24 protein-coding genes and 4 pseudogenes are annotated in these 23,018 nt (G+C 33.8%); 26 read left to right on the top strand and 2 right to left on the bottom strand.

Annotated features, from left to right (window positions below; genetic code table 11):
• Window positions 1-94: 94 nt before the first annotated feature.
• The 6 genes from EHR_RS00685 (at window position 95) to EHR_RS00660 (ending at window position 2,982) form a co-directional block, all read left to right on the top strand.
• Window positions 95-406, top strand: coding sequence for a hypothetical protein (locus tag EHR_RS00685; RefSeq protein WP_014834206.1), 312 nt, complete (start codon window positions 95-97; stop codon window positions 404-406).
• Window positions 403-789, top strand: a complete 387-nt coding sequence (locus tag EHR_RS00680) for a beta-sandwich lipoprotein (RefSeq protein WP_014834205.1) — start codon at window positions 403-405, stop codon at window positions 787-789. Before EHR_RS00685 ends, EHR_RS00680 begins: the two co-directional genes overlap by 4 nt.
• An 11-nt stretch (window positions 790-800) precedes the next feature.
• Window positions 801-1,187 (top strand): YopX family protein, encoded by a 387-nt coding sequence (locus EHR_RS00675; protein WP_010738237.1) that lies wholly within the window; start codon window positions 801-803, stop codon window positions 1,185-1,187.
• On the top strand, window positions 1,187-1,735 hold the full coding sequence (locus EHR_RS00670; RefSeq protein WP_010738236.1) for a DUF1642 domain-containing protein: 549 nt from the start codon (window positions 1,187-1,189) through the stop codon (window positions 1,733-1,735). The genes EHR_RS00675 and EHR_RS00670 overlap by 1 nt, the downstream gene beginning before the upstream one ends.
• The gene (locus EHR_RS00665; protein WP_010738235.1) at window positions 1,732-2,109 is read left to right on the top strand and encodes a hypothetical protein; all 378 of its coding nucleotides are present in this window, start codon (window positions 1,732-1,734) and stop codon (window positions 2,107-2,109) included. Before EHR_RS00670 ends, EHR_RS00665 begins: the two co-directional genes overlap by 4 nt.
• A gap of 180 nt (window positions 2,110-2,289) precedes the next feature.
• On the top strand, window positions 2,290-2,982 hold the full coding sequence (locus tag EHR_RS00660; RefSeq protein ID WP_010738234.1) for a phage regulatory protein: 693 nt from the start codon (window positions 2,290-2,292) through the stop codon (window positions 2,980-2,982).
• A 173-nt stretch (window positions 2,983-3,155) separates the two neighbouring features.
• Here EHR_RS00660 and EHR_RS14330 read toward each other — a convergent pair.
• Window positions 3,156-3,538: pseudogene (locus EHR_RS14330) on the bottom strand (hypothetical protein).
• 68 nt (window positions 3,539-3,606) lie between these two features.
• Between EHR_RS14330 and EHR_RS00655 the strand changes: the two are divergent.
• On the top strand, window positions 3,607-4,020 hold the full coding sequence (locus EHR_RS00655) for an ArpU family phage packaging/lysis transcriptional regulator (protein ID WP_010738232.1): 414 nt from the start codon (window positions 3,607-3,609) through the stop codon (window positions 4,018-4,020).
• Window positions 4,021-4,966: 946 nt separating this feature from the next.
• A complete protein-coding gene (locus tag EHR_RS14730) occupies window positions 4,967-5,029 on the top strand; it encodes a putative holin-like toxin (protein WP_420795279.1) in 63 nt (20 codons plus the stop codon).
• 222 nt (window positions 5,030-5,251) lie between these two features.
• Here the strand turns inward: EHR_RS14730 and EHR_RS00650 are convergent, their stop codons facing one another.
• On the bottom strand, window positions 5,252-5,554 hold the full coding sequence (locus EHR_RS00650; protein WP_010737830.1) for a hypothetical protein: 303 nt from the start codon (window positions 5,552-5,554) through the stop codon (window positions 5,252-5,254).
• Window positions 5,555-5,660: 106 nt separating this feature from the next.
• Here EHR_RS00650 and EHR_RS00645 point away from each other — a divergent pair.
• The 18 genes and pseudogenes from EHR_RS00645 (at window position 5,661) to EHR_RS00565 (ending at window position 23,011) form a co-directional block, all read left to right on the top strand.
• Window positions 5,661-5,887, top strand: a pseudogene (locus EHR_RS00645) (hypothetical protein).
• Window positions 5,884-6,192 carry a hypothetical protein gene (locus EHR_RS00640; protein ID WP_010718385.1) on the top strand — a complete coding sequence of 103 codons (309 nt, stop codon included), beginning with the start codon at window positions 5,884-5,886 and terminating at the stop codon, window positions 6,190-6,192. The pseudogene EHR_RS00645 and the gene EHR_RS00640 overlap by 4 nt, the downstream one beginning before the upstream one ends.
• Entirely contained in the window at window positions 6,179-6,319 is a 141-nt protein-coding gene (locus tag EHR_RS14155) for a hypothetical protein (protein ID WP_010738231.1), read from the top strand. The genes EHR_RS00640 and EHR_RS14155 overlap by 14 nt, the downstream gene beginning before the upstream one ends.
• A gap of 159 nt (window positions 6,320-6,478) precedes the next feature.
• A complete protein-coding gene (locus tag EHR_RS00630; RefSeq protein ID WP_014834202.1) occupies window positions 6,479-6,793 on the top strand; it encodes an HNH endonuclease in 315 nt (104 codons plus the stop codon).
• A 328-nt stretch (window positions 6,794-7,121) separates the two neighbouring features.
• Window positions 7,122-7,643, top strand: a complete 522-nt coding sequence (locus EHR_RS00625; RefSeq protein ID WP_010719498.1) for a phage terminase small subunit P27 family — start codon at window positions 7,122-7,124, stop codon at window positions 7,641-7,643.
• Window positions 7,634-9,421 carry a terminase large subunit gene (locus EHR_RS00620; RefSeq protein ID WP_010738230.1) on the top strand — a complete coding sequence of 596 codons (1,788 nt, stop codon included), beginning with the start codon at window positions 7,634-7,636 and terminating at the stop codon, window positions 9,419-9,421. The genes EHR_RS00625 and EHR_RS00620 overlap by 10 nt, the downstream gene beginning before the upstream one ends.
• Window positions 9,422-9,424: 3 nt before the next feature.
• Window positions 9,425-10,660, top strand: coding sequence for a phage portal protein (locus tag EHR_RS00615; RefSeq protein ID WP_010738229.1), 1,236 nt, complete (start codon window positions 9,425-9,427; stop codon window positions 10,658-10,660).
• 34 nt (window positions 10,661-10,694) lie between these two features.
• Entirely contained in the window at window positions 10,695-11,363 is a 669-nt protein-coding gene (locus EHR_RS00610; protein ID WP_014834201.1) for a head maturation protease, ClpP-related, read from the top strand.
• Between the two features lie 58 nt (window positions 11,364-11,421).
• Complete coding sequence (locus tag EHR_RS00605; RefSeq protein WP_010738227.1) at window positions 11,422-12,561, top strand: phage capsid protein; 1,140 nt, start codon at window positions 11,422-11,424, stop codon at window positions 12,559-12,561.
• 59 nt (window positions 12,562-12,620) lie between these two features.
• Window positions 12,621-12,758, top strand: coding sequence for a HeH/LEM domain-containing protein (locus tag EHR_RS13590; protein ID WP_014834200.1), 138 nt, complete (start codon window positions 12,621-12,623; stop codon window positions 12,756-12,758).
• A 46-nt stretch (window positions 12,759-12,804) separates the two neighbouring features.
• Window positions 12,805-13,167 (top strand): head-tail connector protein, encoded by a 363-nt coding sequence (locus EHR_RS00600; RefSeq protein ID WP_010738226.1) that lies wholly within the window; start codon window positions 12,805-12,807, stop codon window positions 13,165-13,167.
• A 10-nt stretch (window positions 13,168-13,177) separates the two neighbouring features.
• Window positions 13,178-13,504, top strand: coding sequence for a hypothetical protein (locus tag EHR_RS00595; protein ID WP_010738225.1), 327 nt, complete (start codon window positions 13,178-13,180; stop codon window positions 13,502-13,504).
• Window positions 13,497-13,900, top strand: a pseudogene (locus EHR_RS00590) (hypothetical protein). Before EHR_RS00595 ends, EHR_RS00590 begins: the two are co-directional and overlap by 8 nt.
• Window positions 13,897-14,306: pseudogene (locus tag EHR_RS00585) on the top strand (hypothetical protein). The pseudogenes EHR_RS00590 and EHR_RS00585 overlap by 4 nt, the downstream one beginning before the upstream one ends.
• Before the next feature lie 57 nt (window positions 14,307-14,363).
• Window positions 14,364-14,948 carry a major tail protein gene (locus EHR_RS00580; RefSeq protein WP_010738222.1) on the top strand — a complete coding sequence of 195 codons (585 nt, stop codon included), beginning with the start codon at window positions 14,364-14,366 and terminating at the stop codon, window positions 14,946-14,948.
• Window positions 14,949-15,186: 238 nt separating this feature from the next.
• A complete protein-coding gene (gene gpG, locus EHR_RS00575) occupies window positions 15,187-15,507 on the top strand; it encodes a phage tail assembly chaperone G (RefSeq protein WP_010738221.1) in 321 nt (106 codons plus the stop codon).
• Window positions 15,508-15,700: 193 nt separating this feature from the next.
• Window positions 15,701-22,186, top strand: a complete 6,486-nt coding sequence (locus tag EHR_RS00570; RefSeq protein ID WP_010738220.1) for a phage tail tape measure protein — start codon at window positions 15,701-15,703, stop codon at window positions 22,184-22,186.
• Between the two features lie 3 nt (window positions 22,187-22,189).
• Entirely contained in the window at window positions 22,190-23,011 is an 822-nt protein-coding gene (locus EHR_RS00565) for a phage tail domain-containing protein (protein ID WP_010738219.1), read from the top strand.
• The last annotated feature ends 7 nt before the right edge of the window (window positions 23,012-23,018 follow it).

Genomic DNA, 23,018 nt, shown 5'->3' with positions numbered 1-23,018 from the left:
TAACGATTGATAGTACTCATCCAGACGATGACGGTTTAGTAGTTGAATACCACGGGAAAACCATTATTCCATTTACAGAAATGAGGGCTGTGGAATGCTAGATATGAAAATTGAAAACTATCGAATCACTGAGACGAGTGATTGCAGAAATATTGTTCTATCACGAGTTATTTTTGATGAAAAAGGGAATATTCAATATACCGTAAATAGCAAAGGTGAAAAAGTAGAAGGGGTTTCGTTTATTGGATACTATCAAACGTTGAGTATGTGTTTAAAAGCAATACAGCGTGACTACGTGATGAGAGAAGGTCACGTGATAAAAAGTATTATCGAGTACAAAAAAGCGCTTGAGCGTATCACTAACGAGTTTGAAAAAGCATGTGAAATTGAGGAGGAAGACAAATGAAAAAATTAATTGTATTTATCAGTTTATTAGGAATAGGCATCACATTAGGGGCTTGTAGAGAAAGTGATAAAGTTTCCTACAATGTAAGCCAAGAAGCAGATAATTTTAATGTGATTCGTCGAGTAGCAGTAATCAATACTCGAACGGACAAAGTGGAGTTTGAAGCGATCGGTCGAATATCTGTGGATACGGAAGATAAAAATAAACTCGTTATTCTAGTTGAAACAGGAAAGAATGAGTACAAAAAACATCTTGTAAACATGACTAGTTGGAACATGTATGTGGTTGAAGATTTAGAAGGCGCGAAGGTCAATGAATACAAATACGAAGTAAATTACATGCCAGAAAGTATTGTGCCGTTTACGGTGACTGAGAAGAAGTAGGATGACAGCAAATGATACCGAAGTTTCGAGCTTGGTACACACCGTTTAAAGGTGAAAAATTTGGACAAGAAATGAAATATGGACAAGCAGGAAGTTTGATCACTCATGCTGAAATGTCTCCAGATAAATATGTTCTCATGCAATCCACAGGGCTGAAAGATAAAAATGGTGTGGAGATATTTGAAGGAGATGTAGTATTTTTCAGTGTAAGTGATGGTTTTAATCACTTAGATCATGAAAAAGCTGTTATTCAAGCCTCTGAGTGCCATTCTGGCTTAATTTGTAAGCTAGTAGACTTGGACTTAGAATATCGTATTTATTATGATCCAGTATTTCACACTGACTATGAAGTTATCGGGAATATATACGAGAATAGCGAGTTATTGGAGGGAGAGTAATGAATAAACAAGAAGGAATCAAAGAATTAGAAATTCATAAAATGAAAAGTGAAGACATAAGAGCTGATTGTTATAACGATGGTATAAATGCCGGTATTGCGGTAATGAAAAAGTTAGACGAACCGCAGAAGCCAGTTGTGCCTAAGTTTGTGGCGGAGTGGTTTGAAAATAATAAAGATGCATTGGATTTAGCGATTTTTATGGCAATCAGAGAATTAGACGATGAAGAATGGCCACACAAGACAGATTTTGAGAATTGGTTAGATGTTGCTGAAAACAAACCAATCGAAACTCTCATTCACATGAAGGACGGCTACGAGGTCGAGAAAGAGCCGTTGTATTATGTTTATTTTCCAGAAATAATCGCGTCACCAGAAATATTTTTTCCAGATATCGAAGGGGCTTATTTAATGAAGAGTGATGATGGAATTGAATTAGCCGATAATAATGATTTCGAAGATATGAAGTTTACAGAACGTGAAATCAAAGCAATTGATGAAAGATACTGGGCGTTTGCTGTGCCATTGGAAGAGGTGGCGGAAGGATGAGCAAGGCGTTGAAATGGCTAGAAGCTGAAGCAGATAGACTCGAAAAAGAGTACATTGAAAATGATGATCCGAATAAAACAGTAAATCATAGCTTTATAGAAGGCTTCAATTATGCGTTAGTAAATTTACAGGCGATAGAAGAGCTAGAACTCAACGACAACCAGAAAATTGTGTTGGAGTGGGCAAAAGAGTATTTAACTGAAACAAAAAATATTGCATGGTTTATCGAAGAACTAGCATTTCTTCCAACTACAGGAGGGAAATTGAGATACAGAGAGGTAGCACATAGTTATGAGTCATTAAACAATAAAGAAAAATTAGACTTATTAAACATAATTACTTTATGGGCGGTGGAACAGGAGGAAGCGGAATGATCTATCCTTTTATATTTATTGTACTTTTTATTTTTATGTTAGTAATCATCCAAGAGGGGAACAAGGAATAATGGGAAAGACGAAATCAAAAATCAAGAAGAAAAAACGCCGTTTAGAACAAAAGTCAATTCAGAATGGGACGGCTAACGCAAAGCTTTTGAAGAAGGGAGAAGTAAGTAGATGGAAACAATTGAACAAACGATTACGAGTAATGAAGTAGCGAAAATGGTGGGGCGTACACATGACAACGTGTTGAAAGATATTCGAAATATCATCAAACAAATCGGTGGCGTGAAAAATCACGAGTCCTATTTTATCGAATCAACGTATACAAATTCTCAAAATAAAGAACTACCAAATTACTTGTTAACTAAAAAAGGCTGTGAGCTTTACTCAACCAGAATGACAGGAGCCAAAGGTACACAATTTGCAGTAGCTTACATTGAACGGTTCAACCAAATGGAAAATCAATTGAAGGAAGCAATGCCACCGATCAGTAATACCGAATTACTATTAGAAACAGCGCTAAAACATGAACGAAATTTAGCAGCAGTAAATGAACGATTAGATAAATTAGAAACGGAAACGATCATCAATTCTAGTCAACGTCGTAAAATACAGGGATTAGTTCGATCTACAGTAATAAAAATACTAGGTGGCAAGAAAAGTAATGCCTATAAGAATAAGAGCATAAACAGAGCTGCGTTCAGTAATTGTTACAATCAATTGAAAGCAGTATTTGATGTGGCTTCTTATATGGATATTCCAAAAGCTAGATTTATAGAAGCTATAGATTTAATCCCAAAATGGAAACCCGATTTAGAATTACAAGCTAGGATTAATCAAGCGAACGGAATTTCTAGCTTGTGGTAAAAAGAACATAAAAATAGACAGCCGAAATTGGCTGTCGCTACATAGAATGGTGAGTTGTAACAAATCCTTTCTCAATTATAACATACCTTAGAGTGATTTGTAATGATCAAAGAAACCGACATAAAACAAAAGAAAATGCCATTTACAAGAAAAGTAAAAAGAACAATTAATTATTAGTTATTTTTTTCTTCGAAAATATAATTTTTGAATGTCTTTGATAGAGGGAAAAATATCATACAGAAAAGTAATAATGCCTGGTAAGAACAAATCATTTTTAGATTGGCTGTCTGATATTGCAGATTTAGGTAAAAATGGATGAAAAACTCAAATAAGTTAAGCACTAATAGGCAGAGATAATATCTTTGTTTTACTTTATAATTATGTATCCAATAAAAACTAATTTTGTAATCAATAGTTACAAGTAGTAGTAACAAAATTTTAAGTAACACTGTAGTAGTATTATGCTCGTGAGCAAGGCGATTGAACATTAACATTAGTGTTGGTAGGGGAATATAGATAGTTAACAATGAAATAAAAAATAAACAATAAAAGGCATATATTACTCCTGAAAATTTAATACATTCCACAATTTTAGTATATCACATAGAGGAGCGATTTTGCTTGATGAATTTATTAAGAGAAGTAGATTTCAAACAAACAAGAGATAATGCCAGAAATGTTTTAAAGAATTTTAGACGTTTAGAGCGTATAGCAGGTCGCTCTTTGATAGATATTAAGTCACCAGTTATAACAGATATGCCTAAAACTCCTAGTCATGGAAACAAAGCAGAAGATGCCATGATCCAATTAGCAGATGCTGAAGCAGAAAGAGATGCGATTTTGAGGGCTTTGATGGCGCTTAGTCTAATTAGTCGTCAGATACTCTACTACAGTTTCTGTGTGCCAGACAGTTTCTCAAACTACAGGATTAGTCGTGAAGTAGGTTATTCAGAAAGAAGCATTCAACGGATGAAGTCTGAAGCTCTGATAGAGTTTGCAGAAGCATATAGACATGGGGAAAAAATTGCTTATAAATAATTTGGCGGTTTTTTGGCGGAATGATGGCGGTTTTTAGCCATTTACCAGTGATATTATGATAGTGTCGAAAGATTAGTAATTCGACAAAATAAGCGAAGGGAGGCAGTCTCCCTTATCGTTGTAATTATGCTTTGATAGACAGCAACTAATCACAAAAATACGAAAAAGGAAGTGAAAACCTCCTTTACTTTCCATTATTTATCTATATCAACTGGTTGCTGTCTGTTTTGATATAAAAAAATTAGCTATCCTCAAAAGATAGCTAGCAATACAATTATTTTTTACTGCAACAAGAACGACAACAGTATTTGCATCCAGAAACATTTAAATTTGTTTTTTTGATACGAATATATCGGAGCGCTGATGAACATTCTATATAGTATCCAATTTCAATCGAATGATTTTTGTCAGGGGCATATGGACAGTCTATTTCATGTAGTATGTGAGTATTATTTTTTGTAGGTGTTGTATCAATAACATAATTAGGCATATGAAAAACCTCCTTAATTAATTATATAACGACTAAAAATAATTTCGCAATACACTTATGTCGCTGTGGCGGAAATAGAGAGACGCGAAGGTGAAGGTAGGTTTCGTATGGCGGACTACTGGGACCTTGTACAAAACTAGAGAGGAATAGTACATGAGTGGTGCGATCCCATTCCAGCGACTTTGAGATTGAGCAGTAGTGGGGGCAATCTGACCTATATACCATTCTATAGCTACTGCAAGAGGAATGGGCAATCTCAATTATAGCATGCTAGAACTATACCTCATGAGCTGCTCTGAGGTGTAGTTTTTACATAAAAACAAGGCTAGCAAACCAGCTAACCTTGTTTTATAATATGTATCGTAGAAAAGTGAAAAGATGGTGGCAATCCATTCTAGGAGGTGATGCTTATGAATGTAAGTATCAAATTTAAGGAAAGGAGAGCCTGAATTGTCAGTGTTTGAGGCGCTACAGCTAATGATTGCTTTTGCGATGTTAGTTTTAGCTAATCAAAGATGACAATAACAAAAAATAAACCATCTCTCACTTTGACGAGCTGAGATGGTTTATTTAATCAAACATTAAAGTTTCGTCACCGTCTTTTTAACGGTTCTACACAGGACGTGTTACCAGCACGTCCTTTTTCTATGTCTATTATATCATGTGAAAATACAAAATCAATTGAGAGCACTCGCTGTCTATTAATTTCTAAAGACGGAAGTTATATTTATAGTACATCGATTAAAGATAGATATAATATGCATCAGCTTCTGAAGTATCAGAATTTACATTATGAAGACCTTCTAGTTTGATGTGAAGTTCTTCAGCAATCTGTTTGATATATTTATTTAATATCCTATTTTCTAATTTTAAATAATTAGCTACCTCAATCGAAATTATTTTATTGCATTCTTTATCTATAAGTCGAACATTAAACTGTTTTATAATGTCGTTTAGATCGGTTTCGTTAGGAATGTTGTTTATCAATGATGTACGCTGTTTTATCGAAATAAGTGTATTTTTTATCATTTTAAATTCATCCATAGCTTCACCTTCTATAATTTTTTAATTTAAATTTAATTATATATTATACTTTTATTTCTATCCATTTTTTTGCTGAAGAGAAGATGATCGAGGAGGTAAATAATTAATGAGAAACTACTGGTACGTATCACTTTCTAATAGGTATCCACAGCCAAATGATAATGATCCAATTAGAGTGGTCCAGTCAGTCCAAATAAAAAGAAGTACTCAATCATTGAAATGGCACGAGAAGCGACACCAAAAGAAATCGACAAATATAACCTTCGTTACTGTGGACGTGGGTATTGGAAAGACGAATATATTCAACAAAACATTGAGAGGTACATCAAATGAATGATAACTATGATTACACCAAGTTGATTGAGAAGATAAGAGCAGAGAAAGATATGGATGAACTAGCTACCTTATTCATTAACATCATTAGTTTAGTTGGATTAAAGATGGATGAAGTAGCAGCTCTTAATTATTTTATTGCTGAACAAACAATTAAAGCAGACCACAATGCTAAGTTTATAAAGGAAAAATTAGGCTTGAGTGTAAATAATCTTAGTATTGAAGGAATATTTAAGGTACAAGAAGCCTTAGTGAATGTTTATATAGAGAAATATAGCAAGGAGAATAGTCATGGGGATGTTTAAAAATCTATTTGTTCAAAGCGATAGAAGCGAAATTGAATTGTTCGAAGTAAAAGATGATGCCAATCTATTAGAGATTAAATTAAAAGATACTGACTCAGTACCAGAGATTTATTATAAAGGACAATGATTGGATAAAATACCAAGAGGATTAGTGGATATTTCATATCATTGGCATACAAGAAGTTATGATACAAATGGACAGAATAAAATACATATTGAGTATTACGATAGTCCGAATACAAAGTATCTAGATAAAAGAACGATAGAACATGAGAGAGAAACTTAAATGAGAGAGGTCAGACCTAGAGACGAAATAGATAAACTCTATAAGACAAACAAATGGAGGAAACTTAGAAAGCTAGTCATAGCAAGGGACTTTGGTGTATGCCAAGAGTGTCAACGCCGAGGGATAATAACAAGAGGAGTAGTTGTCCATCACATAATCGAAGCAAGAGAAGATATAACTAAGTTCTGGGACATAGATAACCTAGAGCTTGTTTGCCTTGCTTGCCATAACAAAGAACATCCTGAGAAATCAGGAGGAGAAAAGAAAGTTAAGACGAAGAGAAAGGTAGTGAAGTTCTATGCAACAAGAGAGTAATGTAGCAAATAAACAGATTGAGTCTTTAGAATATCTCACTAAAGAAATTAATGAATTAAAATCAGCTGTTTTGAATGGAACTGTAATTATAGAATCAATCTATGTATCTCGTGAGACGAGACTAATCACCAAGTTTTAGCGACACCTAGATTAGTGTGTGAGAATTTAAGAGTGGAAATAGAACTTAAAAGATACAGAGGTAACTAGCCCCCCTACTTAGAAAAATAGAAACAGGAGGGGCGCCAAGACCGGTGCGCCCCTTCCTTTACACAAATACCGCTTTTCGATTTTTTTAGACGATTAGAAAATAATGAAAGAAGGTGAAATTATGCCAAGACCAGCTAAAAGTGCAAGATTACAATTGCTCCAAAAAAATCCAAACAAAAGAAATACAAAAGAATTGAAAAAGCGAGCAGAAGTTGAAGAAAAATTAAAAATGAATACAGATGAAATCAGGGCTCCTTCGTGGCTAGATAAGCAGGGAAAAGAAGTGTTTGATTTTATTAAAAATGAATTACTATCAGTCGAATTAGTGATGAATCCAGATGTATACTTAATGGCTATGTATAGTGATTGGTACTCTCAATATGTAGAATTAAGAAAGCAATATAGAAAAATGCAAAGAGAGTACAAAAAAGAATACAAACGAAATAAAGAGCTTGCTGAAGCAAGTGGTAAAGAATTCAATGAACCACCAGAGATGTATGGGAATCCATTATCAAAACAAATGGATACATGTTCCAAAAATTTACGTGTTTTTGGTGGAGATTTAGGACTTTCTCCAGCTTCTAGAGCAAAATTAGCTATAAAACTATCTCAAGATGAAGAAGATGATTCAGAATGGAATTGACTTCTTTATCTTATTCTGAGTTAGAAAAATGGTGGGAAAACTACAAGGAGGAACAAGCTTCTTGGGGCGGGATATTATTAGAACCCTATCCAGAATTATTGACTACTTGGTACGCTGAACGTTTGATCGATGAATCTATACCAGCGAGTAAAGAAAATATTCTTGCTGCTAAAAGGCATATATTAGATTTAGAACGACAAGGAACCGAAGAATTTCCGTGGATTTTTGATGAAGAAGTAGGGCATCGTCCAATTCGATTTATTGAAGATAATTGCCGTCCGACTGAAGGAGACTTTGACCGATTTATTTTGCAACCATGGCAACATTTTATCATTGGTTCAATGTTTGGATGGATTCATAAAGACACAGGAATCCGACGTTTTCGTGAAGCTTTGACATTTGTAGGACGAAAAAATGGTAAAACGTCACTTATCAGCGGATTATCAGCTTATATGTTGGGATATGATAACGAGCAAGGTGCTAATGTCTATGTTTTGGCCAATGCGAAAGATCAAGCATCAATTTTATTTGATAAAACAAAGGAAATGGTAAAGCAATCTCCTAGATTAGACAAAAAGTATAAGCCACAAAGATCATTAATTAAAGACGAAGCAACTTTTTCTAAGATGGAGGCCCGAGCATCGGATAGTAAAAAACTCGATGGATTAAATACTCATTTTGCGATTTTCGATGAAATCCATGAATTTATAAATTTCAAATTGATTAATGTAATAAAAAAATCTCGCGGTACGCGAAGGCAACCACTAATAGTTTATATAACTACAGCAGGTTATGTTCTTGATGGACCACTTATGCAATATTATGATAATGCACTCGATTGTTTAGAACATCTTGAAGATGGTCTGGATGAACGGGTTTTTTATTTTGTAGCAAAACTAGACGATGTTTCAGAAGCGGATGATCCAAGAAACTGGATTAAAGCAAATCCTAACATTGGCTTAATGTCATTTGTTGATTTAGTAACCGACTGGAAAACAGAACGTAACAGTCCTCAAGAGAAAGCTGACTGGTTCACAAAACAGTTTAATTTATTTTCTGACATAGACGAATTATCGTTTTTAGATATGCAAACAATTAATAAGAATAACAAAATAATTGATTGGAAAACGATGGAAGGTGAAGAATGTGTTGGAGGATATGACTTATCAGAAACACAAGACTTTACATCGGCTAATTTGGAATTTCCCATTTATGAAACTGGAGAAATAGCAGTTTTAGAACATAGTTGGATTTCGCAAGAAAGATATAACAACGACAATAATAAACAACGGTTGGATGCTTGGATAAAATCAGGTGATTTAACTGTGACACCAGGAAGTTATGTTGATTATCAGTTTGTTTTTGACTGGTTTGTGGAGCAATCAAAAAAATATAAAGTGTTGAAAGTTAGATATGATCGAAGAAATAGTCTGATTTTAAATCAACAAATGATTGATTTTGGATTTGTCATGGAAGAAGCTATTCAAGGATTCACTACTCTTGGTGGACCAATGAAAGACTTAAAAGAACGATTTTTAGATGGCAAAGTTATTTATAATCAGCAAAAAATTTTTAGATGGTATTTATCAAATGTAAAACTAGTACAAGATAGAAATAATAATTGGATGCCTACGAAACAATCAAAAAATAGAAAAATTGACGGTTTTGCATCAGTGTTAAATAGTCATGTAAGTGTAGTGGAAATGTTTGCTAAAAAATCAAAACAAACAGGAACTGTTGGCTTCATAAGTATAAGAGAAATGATGAGAGGAGGTTAATAAATGAATAAATTCCAAAGGACTATTAACAAAATAACTCCTAAATTTATCAAACAATCAATTATTAAAGGATCCTATGAAAATCAAAATTTTAAATCATGGATTGGAAAGACTTTTTTTGGATTAGAAAACTCAACTCTTGAAACTAACGAAAATATATTTTCAATCATTTCTCGTTTAAGTAATACATTATCCAGTCTACCATTTAAAAAATATTTGAATTGTGAACAGCAATTCGATGAATCGATGGATCGGTTGATGTATTTTCCTAATAAAAATCAAACTTTAGACCAAATAATTAATGTATTGGAAGTTAGTAGAAATACAAACGGAAATGGTTATGCTTTGATTGTTCGAGATATTCGGGGGCAATTAGAATCACTGATCCCGTTCAATCCAAATTATGTTAATCCTATTGTTGAAAGGAGTAGTAAAGAATTATGGTATCAAGTGAATAACGATGGTAAAACATTCTACTTTCATAATTCTGATGTTATTCATGTGCGACACATTGCAGGAAATGGAATTTGGAAGGGAATTAGCCCAATACAAGTATTAAAAAATTCGAATGATTTTGATAAAGCTGTTCGTGAGTTCTCTTTAAAAGAGATGCAATCATTACGAGATTCATTCATTTTAACTTATGACACTAGCGTTGATGAAGAAAAGAAAAAGGCTGTAGTGGAAGATTTCCGACGGTTTTATGAAGAAAATGGCGGTGTACTTTTTCAAGAGCCTGGTATAACTATTGAAGAAATGAACCGTAACTTTGTAGCAACAGACATGAAGATCACTGAGAAAATTACTCGAGATCGTATTGCTAATGTTTTTAACGTTCCTAGTGTTTTTTTGAACTCCGACAGTAGTAGTTTCTCATCAAATGAACAGTTGATGCAACTATTCGTTAATATGACTCTCACTCCTATTGTGAAGCAATATGAAAGAGAATTTAACAAGAAGATACTTCAAAAAAATGAAAGAATAAAAGGCTATTACTTTAAGTTCAATATGATGGGACTCTTGCGTGGGGACAGTGATGCTAGGCAGAAATTTTATCATGGTGGTATTCGTGATGGATGGATGGCGCCAGATGAAGCAAGGATGCTTGAAGAAATGCCACCACGTGGAGGTAAAGCTGCTGATTTATGGATTTCAGGCGATATGTACCCGCAAGAAATGGATCCAACATTAAGGAAATCGCATAAATCTAGTGAAACAGACGTAACTAAAAATAGTTAGGTCTGTTTTATTTTTCCTTGAAAGGAGGGTAGTTATGAAAAAGTTTTGGGAATGTAAACAATCTGTTGATCAAGATGAAGCTGACATCTATATTTTTGGAGAAATTACATCATTCAAATGGGATGAATCAGATACAACAGCTTCGAGTTTTCAAAAAGATTTAAAAGAGCTTGGAGATGTCAAAAAAATTAATTTACATGTGAATTCTCCTGGTGGTTCTGTTTTTGAAGGAATTGCTATAGGAAATATGTTAAAGCAACATAAAGCATATGTAACAGCTTATGTGGACGCTCTAGCAGCTTCTATTGCCAGTGTAATCGTAGTTAGTTGCGATAAGGTTATTATGCCAGAAAATAGCATGATGATGATTCATAATCCGTGGTCTTTTGCTATAGGTAATGCCAATGAATTAAGAAAACAAGCTGACGATCTTGACAGAATTGCGGAATCATCAGTTGTAACTTATCTTGCTAAAGCTGGTGAGAAATTAACAGAAGAAAAAATCAAACAAATAATGGCTGAAGAAACTTGGTTATCAGCAAAAGAAGCATTTGACTATGGTTTATGTGACATTGTTGAATCTTCGAATCAAATAGCAGCATCTATTAGCGAAAAACTCTTTAGTAATTATCAAAGAGTTCCTGAGAAATTCTTAATGACTAAACAAGAAAATCAAATAGATGATCATGAAAGAAAAAAATAATCGAACAGGCAAAAAAAGATAAAGAATATATAACTAACGTATTAGGAGGACTTTAAAAATGAAGACACTTTTTGAATTAAAACAAGATATGACAACGGTAGGAAAACAAATACAAAAAACTAAAGATGAAATTTCTCAAAAAGCAGCTGATACTTCAGTAACTGTTGAAGAATTAAATCAATTAAATAAAACTGCAGCAGAGTTACAACAAAGATTTGATATTATCAAGAATCAACATGATCAAATGGAAGCAGAACAAAAAGCAAGCCTTTCGAAAGGTAACTTTACAGAAGCCACAGATCCTAAGCAAAAAATTATTGATGCAAAAGCAGAATTAATTCGAGCAACGATGGCTAATCGTCCTGTGAATTCAGATGTTCTGCAAGTATTAGGAGATAACTCAACTACAAAAGGAAATAAATTCCTGCCTTCTACATTAACAAATGATATTATTGCGGAACCGCTAGTAAAAAATCAGTTGAGAGAAAAAGAAACAGTAACCCAAATTACGAATCTTGTAATTCCTCGTATTTCATTCACAATTGATGACGATGATTTTATTCAAGATGGAGAAGCTGCTAAAGAAATAGAACTAAAAGGAGATTCAGTTAATTTTGGACGATTTCAAACAAAAGTAAAAGCTGGAATTACTGATACAGTATTGATGGGAACGAATACGAACCTGGTTCAAACAGTAGAAAATAATTTACGTGCAGGGCTTGCTGCAAAGGAACGCAAAGTTTCATTTGCTACTTCACCTAAAAGTGGCGAAGAACATATGAGTTTCTATGATAAAACCGAAGTGAATATCAAGGAGGTGGAAGGAAATGATTTATATGAAGCAATCACTAATGCTTTAGCAGACTTGCACGAAGATTTTCGAGAAAATGCAACAATTTATATGCGTTTTTCTGATTATGTAACGATTATTCGAACTTTAGCTAATGGAAGTGCTACATTATACAATGCGCAACCAGAGCAAGTCTTAGGTAAACCAGTAATCTTTACTGATGCGGCTACAACACCTGTTGTTGGTGATTTCTCATATGCACATTTGAACTACGATATTGCAGATGTATTATATGAACAATACAAAGACTATGATAATGGTATTAATTATTTTATGGTAACAGCGTGGTTTGATCACCAAATTAAATTAGCTTCAGCGTTCCGTCTAGCTACGATAAAAAAAGCGTAACCCCATCAACAGATGGGGATTCTGAACAAATATCTCATAATTCGCGGGATAAATCGAATTTGACAGATAACAATGATTTTACTTCTTTGAGAGTTTCGGAATTAAAACATTTTTTAGACGAGAAAAATATTTCTTATAAATCTTCTGATAAAAGAGAAGATTTAATTGCTTTATTAGAAGAATCTAAAGAAGAATAATCGTATTATCAATAAAATTACGTTAATTTAAGTTAGGTGAATGTAAATGATTTTAAATCCAAGGGATGAATTAGATTTACAAGAGATAAAAGAAGCTATCCGAGAAGACTATTCAAATGATGATATAGGTATAATACGAGCTGCTAGATCAGCAATTGCATATATAAAGGGGGCTATCGGAAAAGATAAGCCTTCTTTTTATTTGCAAGATAATGAAACCATAGATTTATTAAATTTAGGTATTTTGCTATTAACAGACCATTATTATCATGCAGGTTCGGCAACTATTGAATCCAGTAGTCAAAATGGCGTACTTAGAGAATATGACTTGGGGTTCAATTCTCTTCTTCTTCAATTAAAAGCGGAATATAAGGTTTTTAAGGAGGAAGAAACAAATGAGGAAAAGTAGGACTGGAAAGATGAATACGATTATTTGCTTTTGGGAATATCAACCTCATAAAGGTCCAGAACCAGGAGATGAAGAAAAAGTAGTCCTTTATAAAGCTCGTGCCGAAGTTTATGATCCATCAAAAAAGGATTTGGAAATTCTGAATGGTAAGGAAACTAAAAAAGCTGTAACAGTTGTAATTCGTGATACTCGTGGCTCTTATATTCCGTCAAATAAACATTATGTTGAGATTGAGGATTATAGACTTCAAGGGAAATGGAACATTATAGATGTCAGAAACGATATTTCTGAAAATCGATTTATAACTATTATTTTAGGAATGATTGATGATGTCTGATGTTGAAATTAAAGGTGTTCAAGAAACTTTAAAAAATTTAGAAAAAAACTAGGTAGTCGAAAAATAAGAGCTATTACTAAAGAAGCGATAGATGCAGGTGCAAAACAAGTAGAGAAAAGACTACAAAAAGATATGCTTGTTTTTAAAGATAAAGGTTATACCATTGATGAAGTGGTTAAAACAGAAGCTATTTTTAGAAATAATCAGGCCAATGCAAAAATAGGTTGGAATGGTCCACATGAAAGATATAGGATTATCCATTTGAACGAATGGGGATATACTAGAAATGGAAAACAAATTAGACCAAGAGGATTTGGTGTAATTACTAAATCATTGAAAGATTCTGAACCTCTTTATTTCAATACAGTTGCAGAGGAGGTCAAAAAGAATTTATGAATGATATGTTGAATATTATATATGATGCATTGGTTTCAAATGAGTATATTTATTCTATGACCTATAATGAGAAAATGAAAAGTCTAAGAATTAAATTTTACCAACAACCAGAAACAGCTGATAAAACAGGTCCATTTATCACAATAAGACCTGTTGATGTTCCAAATGAGGCTTATCATGGAAGCGACAAAGAATTATCTGTTGAATATTTAATTCAAATAGATGTAGAGTCTGCATATCGAATCACATGTAAACAAATTCAATATGAAATAAAAAATGAATTAAAAAAATAGGATTTGGCCAAATAAGTGGCCAAGGACTTGATGAATATTTTGCAGAAACAAATAGGTTTGTAGATGCCAGAAGATATCGAGGAAACACCAAAATTTATGATACAAAATATTAGAGAACTAAGGCGCAAATTTTTGTGTCTTTTTTTTATTAGATTTTAGGAGGAAAAATTATGTCATTTGTAGGATTTAAAAGATTAACTATTGGAGTATTTGACGAAACCGGAAAAATTCCGGAAAAAAATCAGTTCGTAATTGAGGGGAAACAAGATAAAGGTGCGACAGTTTCAGCTGAAATTACAGGATTAGCAAAAGAATCAACTAAAGTACATGGTTCTGATATTACCTATTACGTTTCTCAAAAAGGAACTGGGGATGTAAGTATTAATTTTGGTTTGTTAGATTTACCGGAAGATGTCAATGATAAGATTTTGGGCTATAAGGTTAACGAACAAAAAATTAGTTTTATTGGAGAAGATACTGAACCACCATATTGTGCAGTACTATTAGAATCTTCTGATTTAAGTGGAGAAACTGCTTTACTGGCAGCATTTAAAGGGAGATTTAGTCGTGAATCTATGAAGTTAAATACATTAACAAATGAAGCTTTTGAACCAGAAGCAGAAGAATATGTATTTTCTGCAATTGCAAACGATGCAGAAGGGGATGCTAAAGGTCAAACGGTAGGTAAATACATTGGATCTGACCAAGAATCAATTAAAGCTCTTAAGGCATTAACATTTCCAGCGGGGGAGTAGTAAGCCCTGATGTTTCTTTGAAAAGTAGGGAGATAGACGGGGCTGAAAAAGAAGATAAACCAAATGAAAAAAATACGGTTGCTGAAATTAAGTCATGGCTAACGGAAAATAATATTAGTTTTAATGACATTACATTAAAAAGTGATCTATTAAATTTAGTGAATAATGTGCAAAAAGAGGACTAGTTTTTTAGTTCTCTTTTTGTTTTTTAGATTGAATTAATGAAGGAGAGAAAAAAATGGCAATCAAAAATAAGACTCAATTAGTTTTAAAAGATAAAGATGGAAAAAAAGTTGTTCATGAAAAAAATAATTTAACTGCTGGAGATGTGTTAGATGCTTTAGAATGTCAGGAACGTATGTATGCAGAAAATACTACGGCAGTTAAACAATTTAACGAACTTGTTGAATTTAACATTTCTTTATTTAACAGTGACGAAGTTACTCGCGAGTCGATTTTACAAGGTTTGACAAATGATGAAGCTTTTAGTGCTTTGAACCAACCTATTTTAGATATTTTAGGAATCGATCCTTTATCAGAAACGGATGAAAAAAAGTAAGTCCTACAGAAGCAAAGAATGATTTATTGAATTTGTTTAGGCAATTGGTTCAGTCTGGATGGTCGATAAATGATATTGAAAATACTAATTTCAATCGTTTGATTCAAATTGTATGTTCTGAAAAAGCCAAAGAAAAACCGAAAGAAATGGACTTGAAAGATTTCTTGAAATCATTATAGGAAGGAGGATAACTATGACTACTGGAAAACCAATCGGTAATATAATTATCAATCTTAACTTGAATAGTTCTAAATTAACTAGGGGACTAACTGGTGCTAGAAATGCTGTTAATTACCAGATGAAAGCAATGAAGGCGCAAATGCAAGTTATGGATGCTTCTGGAAATAAATTAGGCGTATTGCAAGCAAAATATACTGGCTTAGGTAATGTACTACAAGCTAATCAAAAGCAAATAGAAATATTAACTGATAAATATAAAAAAAGTTATGATGAAAATGGAAAAGCAACATCAGCTACTATCAAATATGCGAATCAATTAAATCAAGCAACAGCTAGACAAGCGAGTTATGAAGCACAGATTAAACAAACAATTGGTGCATATGCAGAATTACAAACAAAAACAACAGGAATAACTGGAGTAATTAATAAGACATCTGATGTTCTGCAAAAAGCTGGAAATTCAGCACAGAATATCGGCACTTCCTTAACACATGGCGTGACTATTCCGATTGCCGGAGCCGTTACTGCAGTTACAACTGCGGCAGTCAAATGGGAAAGTGCATTTGCCGGGGTAAAGAAAACAAATGACGAAATTGTAGATTCCAATGGTAATGTAGTTTACTCCTATAGTGATTTGGAAAAAGGGCTTAGAGATTTGGCGAAAGAATTACCAGCAAGTCATGAGGAAATTGCAGGAGTTGCAGAAGCAGCTGGTCAATTAGGGATTCAAACTGACAACGTTGTAAGTTTTACAAAAACAATGATTGATTTAGGAGAATCTACCAATATGTCTGCAGAAACTGCAGCGACGTCTTTTGCTAGATTTGCAAATATCACACAAATGTCTCAAAAAGATTTTGAGCGACTAGGTGCTGTGGTTGTTGATCTTGGGAATAATCTAGCAACTACTGAGTCAGAAATCACAGAAATGGGACTCCGTTTGGCTGGTGCAGGGAAACAGGTTGGAATGAGTCAAGCTGAAATCATGAGTTTTGCAGCGGCATTGTCTTCTGTAGGTATTGAAGCTGAAGCTGGAGGAACTGCTTTTTCTAAAGTAATGATACAAATGCAATTAGCAGTTGAAAATGGTGTTGGAGCTTTTAATCAGCTGAAAAATATGGCAGAAAAACAAGGTGTTCCGTGGGTTAATTTAGTAAATGCTGTGAGAGATGGAGGAAAATCGTTAAAAGCAGTATCAAAACAAATGGGACTTACTTCATCTGATTTAAAGAAAATGTATGAAGAAACTGAAAAATCAGCAGGAAGTCTGTCATCTTTTGCAGATGTAACAGGTAGAACATCAGATGAATTTGCTGAATTATTCAAGAGCAATCCTTCTCAAGCGATTATTGAATTCATAAAAGGGCTTGGTAATGCCGAAAAGCATGGGACTTCTGCTATTAAAGTATTAAATGATATGGAGATAAAAGAAGTACGTTTACGTGATAGTTTATTACGTGCAGCTAACGCAAGTGGTGTTTTTGAAGGTGCAATAAAACGAGGAACTAAAGCTTGGGAAAAAAACACTGCTTTAACAGATGAAGCGAACAAACGTTATGAGACTACTGAATCAAAAGTGAAGGCCTTGAAGAATGAAGTTGTTGATATGGCTATCGATATGGGTGGACCATTCGTAGACGCTTTAAGAGATGCTCTAAAAGCTTCAAAACCATTACTTGAAACATTAAGTACAGCTGCAAAAGCATTCTCAAATACCAGTCCTGAAGTTCAAAAGTCTATTGTAAAACTCATTGCGTGGACTGCAGCTGTAGGTCCAGTTCTAAAAATTGCTGGATCAGGAGCTTCTAAAATTTCAACTTTTGGGCAAGCATTCGTTGATTTAAACGCAAAATTAAATAAACGTTCAGCAATGAAAGCAGCTGAAAAAGGTTTAAATTCTCTTAGCACTGTTTCTATTAATGGAAGTGCTAGTTTGGGCAATTTAGCTAAAAACTTAGGAGAAACTGCAGGTAAAGCAACTGTTCTTGGTAGTGCTACTAGTTCAGCGGCAGGTTCTAGTGGTATTGGAGCAATGACAGCAGCACTTGGAGGATTGAATCCAATTCTTCTTGGAATTGTTGGTGTTGGAGGAACTCTAGCTCTAGGGTACGCTGCTTGGAAAGGATTTGGAGAAGAAGCATGGAACTCTTCTCAACGTGTAAAACAATGGGGCGTTGATGTAGGAAGAGAAGTTGATGGTACGTTAGATACTGTAAAAGTAAAAACAAATGAAGCTTCAGGGCAATTTGGTCTAATGGTTCAAGGATTCAATCAAAATACTGGACCTATAGCCAAAAATTTTGAAATTATTGGTGCTACTATTGAATCTAGTTTAACTAAAAAAGTTGAAGGATTAGATAATTTACTAAAAAATTTGCCTGGAACTGTTACTGATTCAATGAAAGAAATTGTTGAAAATGAGAAAGCAATGAACCAGTCAGCTCTGGAAAAAATCAAAGAAAATAATGAGCGCATTAAAGAAATAAGAGAGAAGGCATCAAGAGAACACCGTGATATAAGCGTCGCAGAAGCTCAGATGATTAGTGATCTCTCAAAAAATACAGCTGAACAATATGTTAATACATTAGATATATCTGCTGAACAACGTAAGGCTATATTAAATTCTATGACTGGTGATATATCTAAAGCTAGTAAAGAACAAGCAGAAACCTGGCTTAAATCTTTAGGAGAACAAAGATACGCTTCTCAAAAGCATGCAGCCCAAATGAGAAAAGAACAGGAAGAATGGCTGAAAGAATGGGGATATAATCTAGACGGTGAGTTCGCTCAAAAATATCTTGCTGAATGGGATAAAATTAATGATGCAACAACTGAGGGATTTGACAGTCAGATTGCAGCTATTGTACAAAAATATCCTGAGTTAGCGGATAAAATCCACTTGGCAACAGGGGAGCTAATCGAAAATGCGGTAGGAGCAAATCAATATCTTATTGAGGATAATCAAAAATTGTTAGATAATGCTGGCTATATGGCTGATAAGTTAGCGGAAAATGCTAAGAAAAATGCCGATACATTAAAATGGGTAGCTAAAGAAGGAACGGATGGAGCAAAGGAATGGAATTCTTTAGAGCTGCTTGATAAAGAGGGCAATGTAAAAACAAATGCTCCAGAAATAATTAAAGAAGCTTCTAAAAACATTACTACATGGAATAACCTGAAAATGGTTTTGCATGATGCAAATATAGATAGTAATGCCAAAAAAATGATTGGTGAAGCAGCAATTGCTAATGATTTGTGGCGAGGAATGGCTTGGGAAGATAAAGAAGCAGTCCTTCAAGATGAATTTAGTGTAAATGTATATAAAGCATTGGAATCATCTGGTAAATGGGATGAACTTAATTTTGAACAAAAAAAGGCAGTTTTATATTCAAATACTCCTGAAGTAATGGCAGAAACACTATTTAATTTGGGATTGTGGAATGCTTACCAGCCTGAAATAAAAAAATTAAATGCTAAAAACTATGATTTTTTACAAACTCTCTCTAAATCAGAAAAAAAACTGAAAATTTGGAATGAGACACCAGTAGACATCAAGGGTTTATTTGCAAAAAATACCGATTTTTTAAATAAAATTTTCTCGTCTGAAGAAAGTTTGAAGCGGTGGAACGAGATTCCTAATTCAGAAAAGGAGCTTCTTGCAAATAATATTGATTTTCTAACAAAAATTTTGACATCAAAAGAAACTTTGGATAAATGGAATCAGCTACCAGATCTTCAAAAACGAATACTTGCAGATAATAGTGATCTGCTTGCAAAAGTTTTCGCTTCAGAAGAATCATGGAATGCATGGAAAAAACTACCCGATCCAGTGAAACGTATGTTAGGTGATAACATAGATATCTTATCTAAAGTTAGAGATGGAACAATTAGTGTGGGAGAATACAATAAAAATGTACTTCCTCAATTAAAAAAAATGTTGGGAGACAATACTAGTCTGACTAGTTCTGTAGGTGATGCAACAGAAGCAGTTAGATACTACAATGAAAAAATTATTCCAGCCCCAAAGACATTGAATGCGAAAACTAATGCTTTAGAGGTATCTTCTGCTCTAGATATATTGAATACGTCTTGGGATGGACTTCTTAAAAAAAGTGAAAAAAAAGTCAGCATTGATTTCATAGGTCCAATGCCTAACGCAAAAGGAACTAACTTTCATCCTGGTGGAAGTGCTCTTGTGAATGATCAAAAAGGTCCTATTTATGAAGAGCTTATTCAACTACCAACTGGACAATCCTTTATTCCAAAAGGACGAAACATTGTCTTAGATTTGCCGAGAGGCTCAAAAGTACTCAATGCAACGAAAACTAAACGGCTAATTCCCAAATATGCTGATGGTGTTGGTAACATTACTGCTGTTTCCCCAGTATCGAATTTAGATGCGTTAATCTTAGCATTAAACGAGTTGGTTACTGCATTGAAAGCTCAAATGCTGAATGGACAAGCTAATAGTAGTGATGGCGCGTTGAACAAAGCGAATATCATTGAGTCCTTACTTCCTGAGGATATTGCTGAACAGTCTGAACAGTATTCTTCTATAGGTGTTGATTGGCTAAATAATTTAATGAATGGATGGAACTCTGCTGTACCACAATTTACAGCTAGTGAGACTCTATTTATTTCGAACTATCAAAATGCATTAAAACTTCAAAATACACCTAATTATGTTCAAGGAGTTACTTGGAATAAAAATTTGATGAACGGTTGGAATTCACTTTATGGTGTGTTTATAGGTCGAGTAAATCAACTTGGGAACGATTCGATTAATAATCTTCGTTCAAAAAATGGAGGATTTAATGCTGCAGGTTCATTTTTAATGCAATCTTTGATTAATGGAATTAATTCAATGGGAAGTCCTCTATCCTCAACTATGAATAGCGTAGCTAATAGAATGGTAGGAGGAATTGGAAAAGGTGTTAATGGGGTTATTTCTGGCGTTAACTATGTATTAAAAGAAGTTGAATCAAGTAAAACGATTGGTAATTGGGCAATACCACAGTATGCAAAAGGAACAGTAGGACATCCTGGTGGTTTAGCAATGATTAATGATCAAAAAGGTCCAGTTCATGAAGAATATGTACAAATGCCAAACGGAAAAGGATTCATTGCTAAAGGGCGAGACTTATTGGTTAATTTACCGAAAGGAACACAAGTTTTAAATGCAACACTTACTAAAAAATTGAAAAAATATATAAATATTCCTAGGTATGCTAATGGTACTAATAATTTCGATTTAGCTGATTTGTTGGATAATGAAAATGCTGTTCTTAAATTTTTAGATGGAAAAGTTGATTATAGTAATCTTACTAATTTATGGCTAGATATGACCAAATCTGGCGTAAAAGTAATGGCAAAAGCATCGAATAAATTTCTTCAAACAAAATTGAGTGAATTCTTTACACATGGAAATTTTGATGGTGCAGTAAATGCAAATGGTGTTTATCAGTATTTAGTTGATATTGCCCAAAGAGTGATGGCCAAATTCCCAGGTTTAACTGTTACATCGGGATATCGTCCTGGAGATAGATACTATCATGGAAAAAGACAAGCAATTGATTTAGCATATCCTGGTGTTTCTGGTGATAGTCGATATACAGCTGCAGCTAATTATGCATTTGAGAAGTTTCCATCGAAAATTGCTTATGTTATTACGAATGGTCGAGTAAGAGATAGATCCGGTATGTCTGGAACAGGAGCAAGTGGACAATGGACTGCTTGGCCAGATGGTGATCACTTTGATCATATTCATTTAAATGGACTTTTGGGAGTGGGTAATATCTTTAAAGTAGGAAGTTCAACGGGGGTTGAGCGTTGGCGTTCTGTAGCAATAAAAGCACTAAAAATGACTGGTCAATACAATTCAGCAAATTTAAACGCTCTATTGCATCAAATGCAAACTGAATCTAATGGAAATCCTAAAGCAATTAATAATTGGGATAGCAATGCAGCAGCTGGGATACCTTCTAAAGGTTTAATGCAAGTAATTGATACAACATTCCGTTCTTACGCACTTCCTCCCTACAATAAAGATATTTATGATCCACTTTCAAATATTCTTGCTTCGATTCGATATACTTTGAGTAGATATGGGAGTTTATTAAATGGTTGGCGTGGAGTTGGTTATGAAAATGGTGGTTGGATTATGAAGGATGGTCTTTTCCGTGGTGGGGAAGGAAATAAACCTGAAGTAGTTGTTCCGTTAACTAAAAAAACGAGAGCTATTGAATTGGTAGGGGAAGTACTCGCTTTCCTATCAGGCAAATCAAAACAAATAATGCGTATTGGACAAAATGATAATCATTCTGAAGAATTACTTGCTTTAATTAAACAACAGCAACAACAACATAACGAAATGATGGCCATTTTAAAAGCAATCTTAGGAAAAGACTTTATTATTAAATCTTCTGATATTGGTAAATCTGCAAATAGTTACATGGGGGCAGATTTAGCGAAACTCCGATATATAAATGGAGGTATATGATGAATGTTTTATAAATTGATGTTTAATCAAAATGGTCATATATTTGATCCACAAGAGAAAAACAGGATTATTTGTAAAGAAATCAAACGTCAGGCGCCAGTATATGAGGCAAGTTATGAAGAATTTCAAGGGACGAACGGTAGCAGAGAAATAAATGCTAGTTTTCGTCCTTTTGAATTAGTCTTGACTTTAGACATCTTTTATAAGAATAAATATGATAAGGAATTACTCCTTACTGAACTTTATGAAATGATTTTTATAGGATATCAATATTATATTGGTTATGATTTGAGTCCTGGTAAAAGGTTTAAAGTCAATCCTAAAAATTTTGAATTAACTGAAGAAGCAAATGATTATTCTACAATTGAGATTACATTTGATGTACCATCTGGCTGTTCTGAATCTTTGTCAACGACTTTAAATGGTTTTACGTTAGAAAATGATTGGCAGTTTTCTCAGGGGTTAATTTCTGAGGACTATAAATATAAACATAAAACAAGTAATTTTATTATTTATAATGCTGGTAGTTTTGAAATTGATCCACGAGAACACTATTTAAGAATTACATTAGAAGGAGAGTCGGAAGGAAATGTGATAATCTTTAATAAAACAACTGGTGATCGATTTATTTACTATCCATCACTTTCGACGAATCTTGGTCAGATGCTAATTTTGGACGGAGTGATTCCTAAATTAAATGGTGTAAGTTGTGGTATTAATACAAATCACGGTTTGATCAATTTAGTTGAGGGGATAAACGAAATCGAAATCCAAAATATTACTCGAGTAAATTCTTCGTGGGATTTTCGTTTTTTGTATAAGTAGGTGATTA

Origin of the sequence: Enterococcus hirae ATCC 9790, assembly GCF_000271405.2 — a bacterium.
GTDB lineage: Bacteria > Bacillota > Bacilli > Lactobacillales > Enterococcaceae > Enterococcus_B > Enterococcus_B hirae.
The sequence above is the reverse complement of the archived record's forward strand: the minus strand, read 5'-3'. Positions and strand labels throughout refer to the sequence as shown.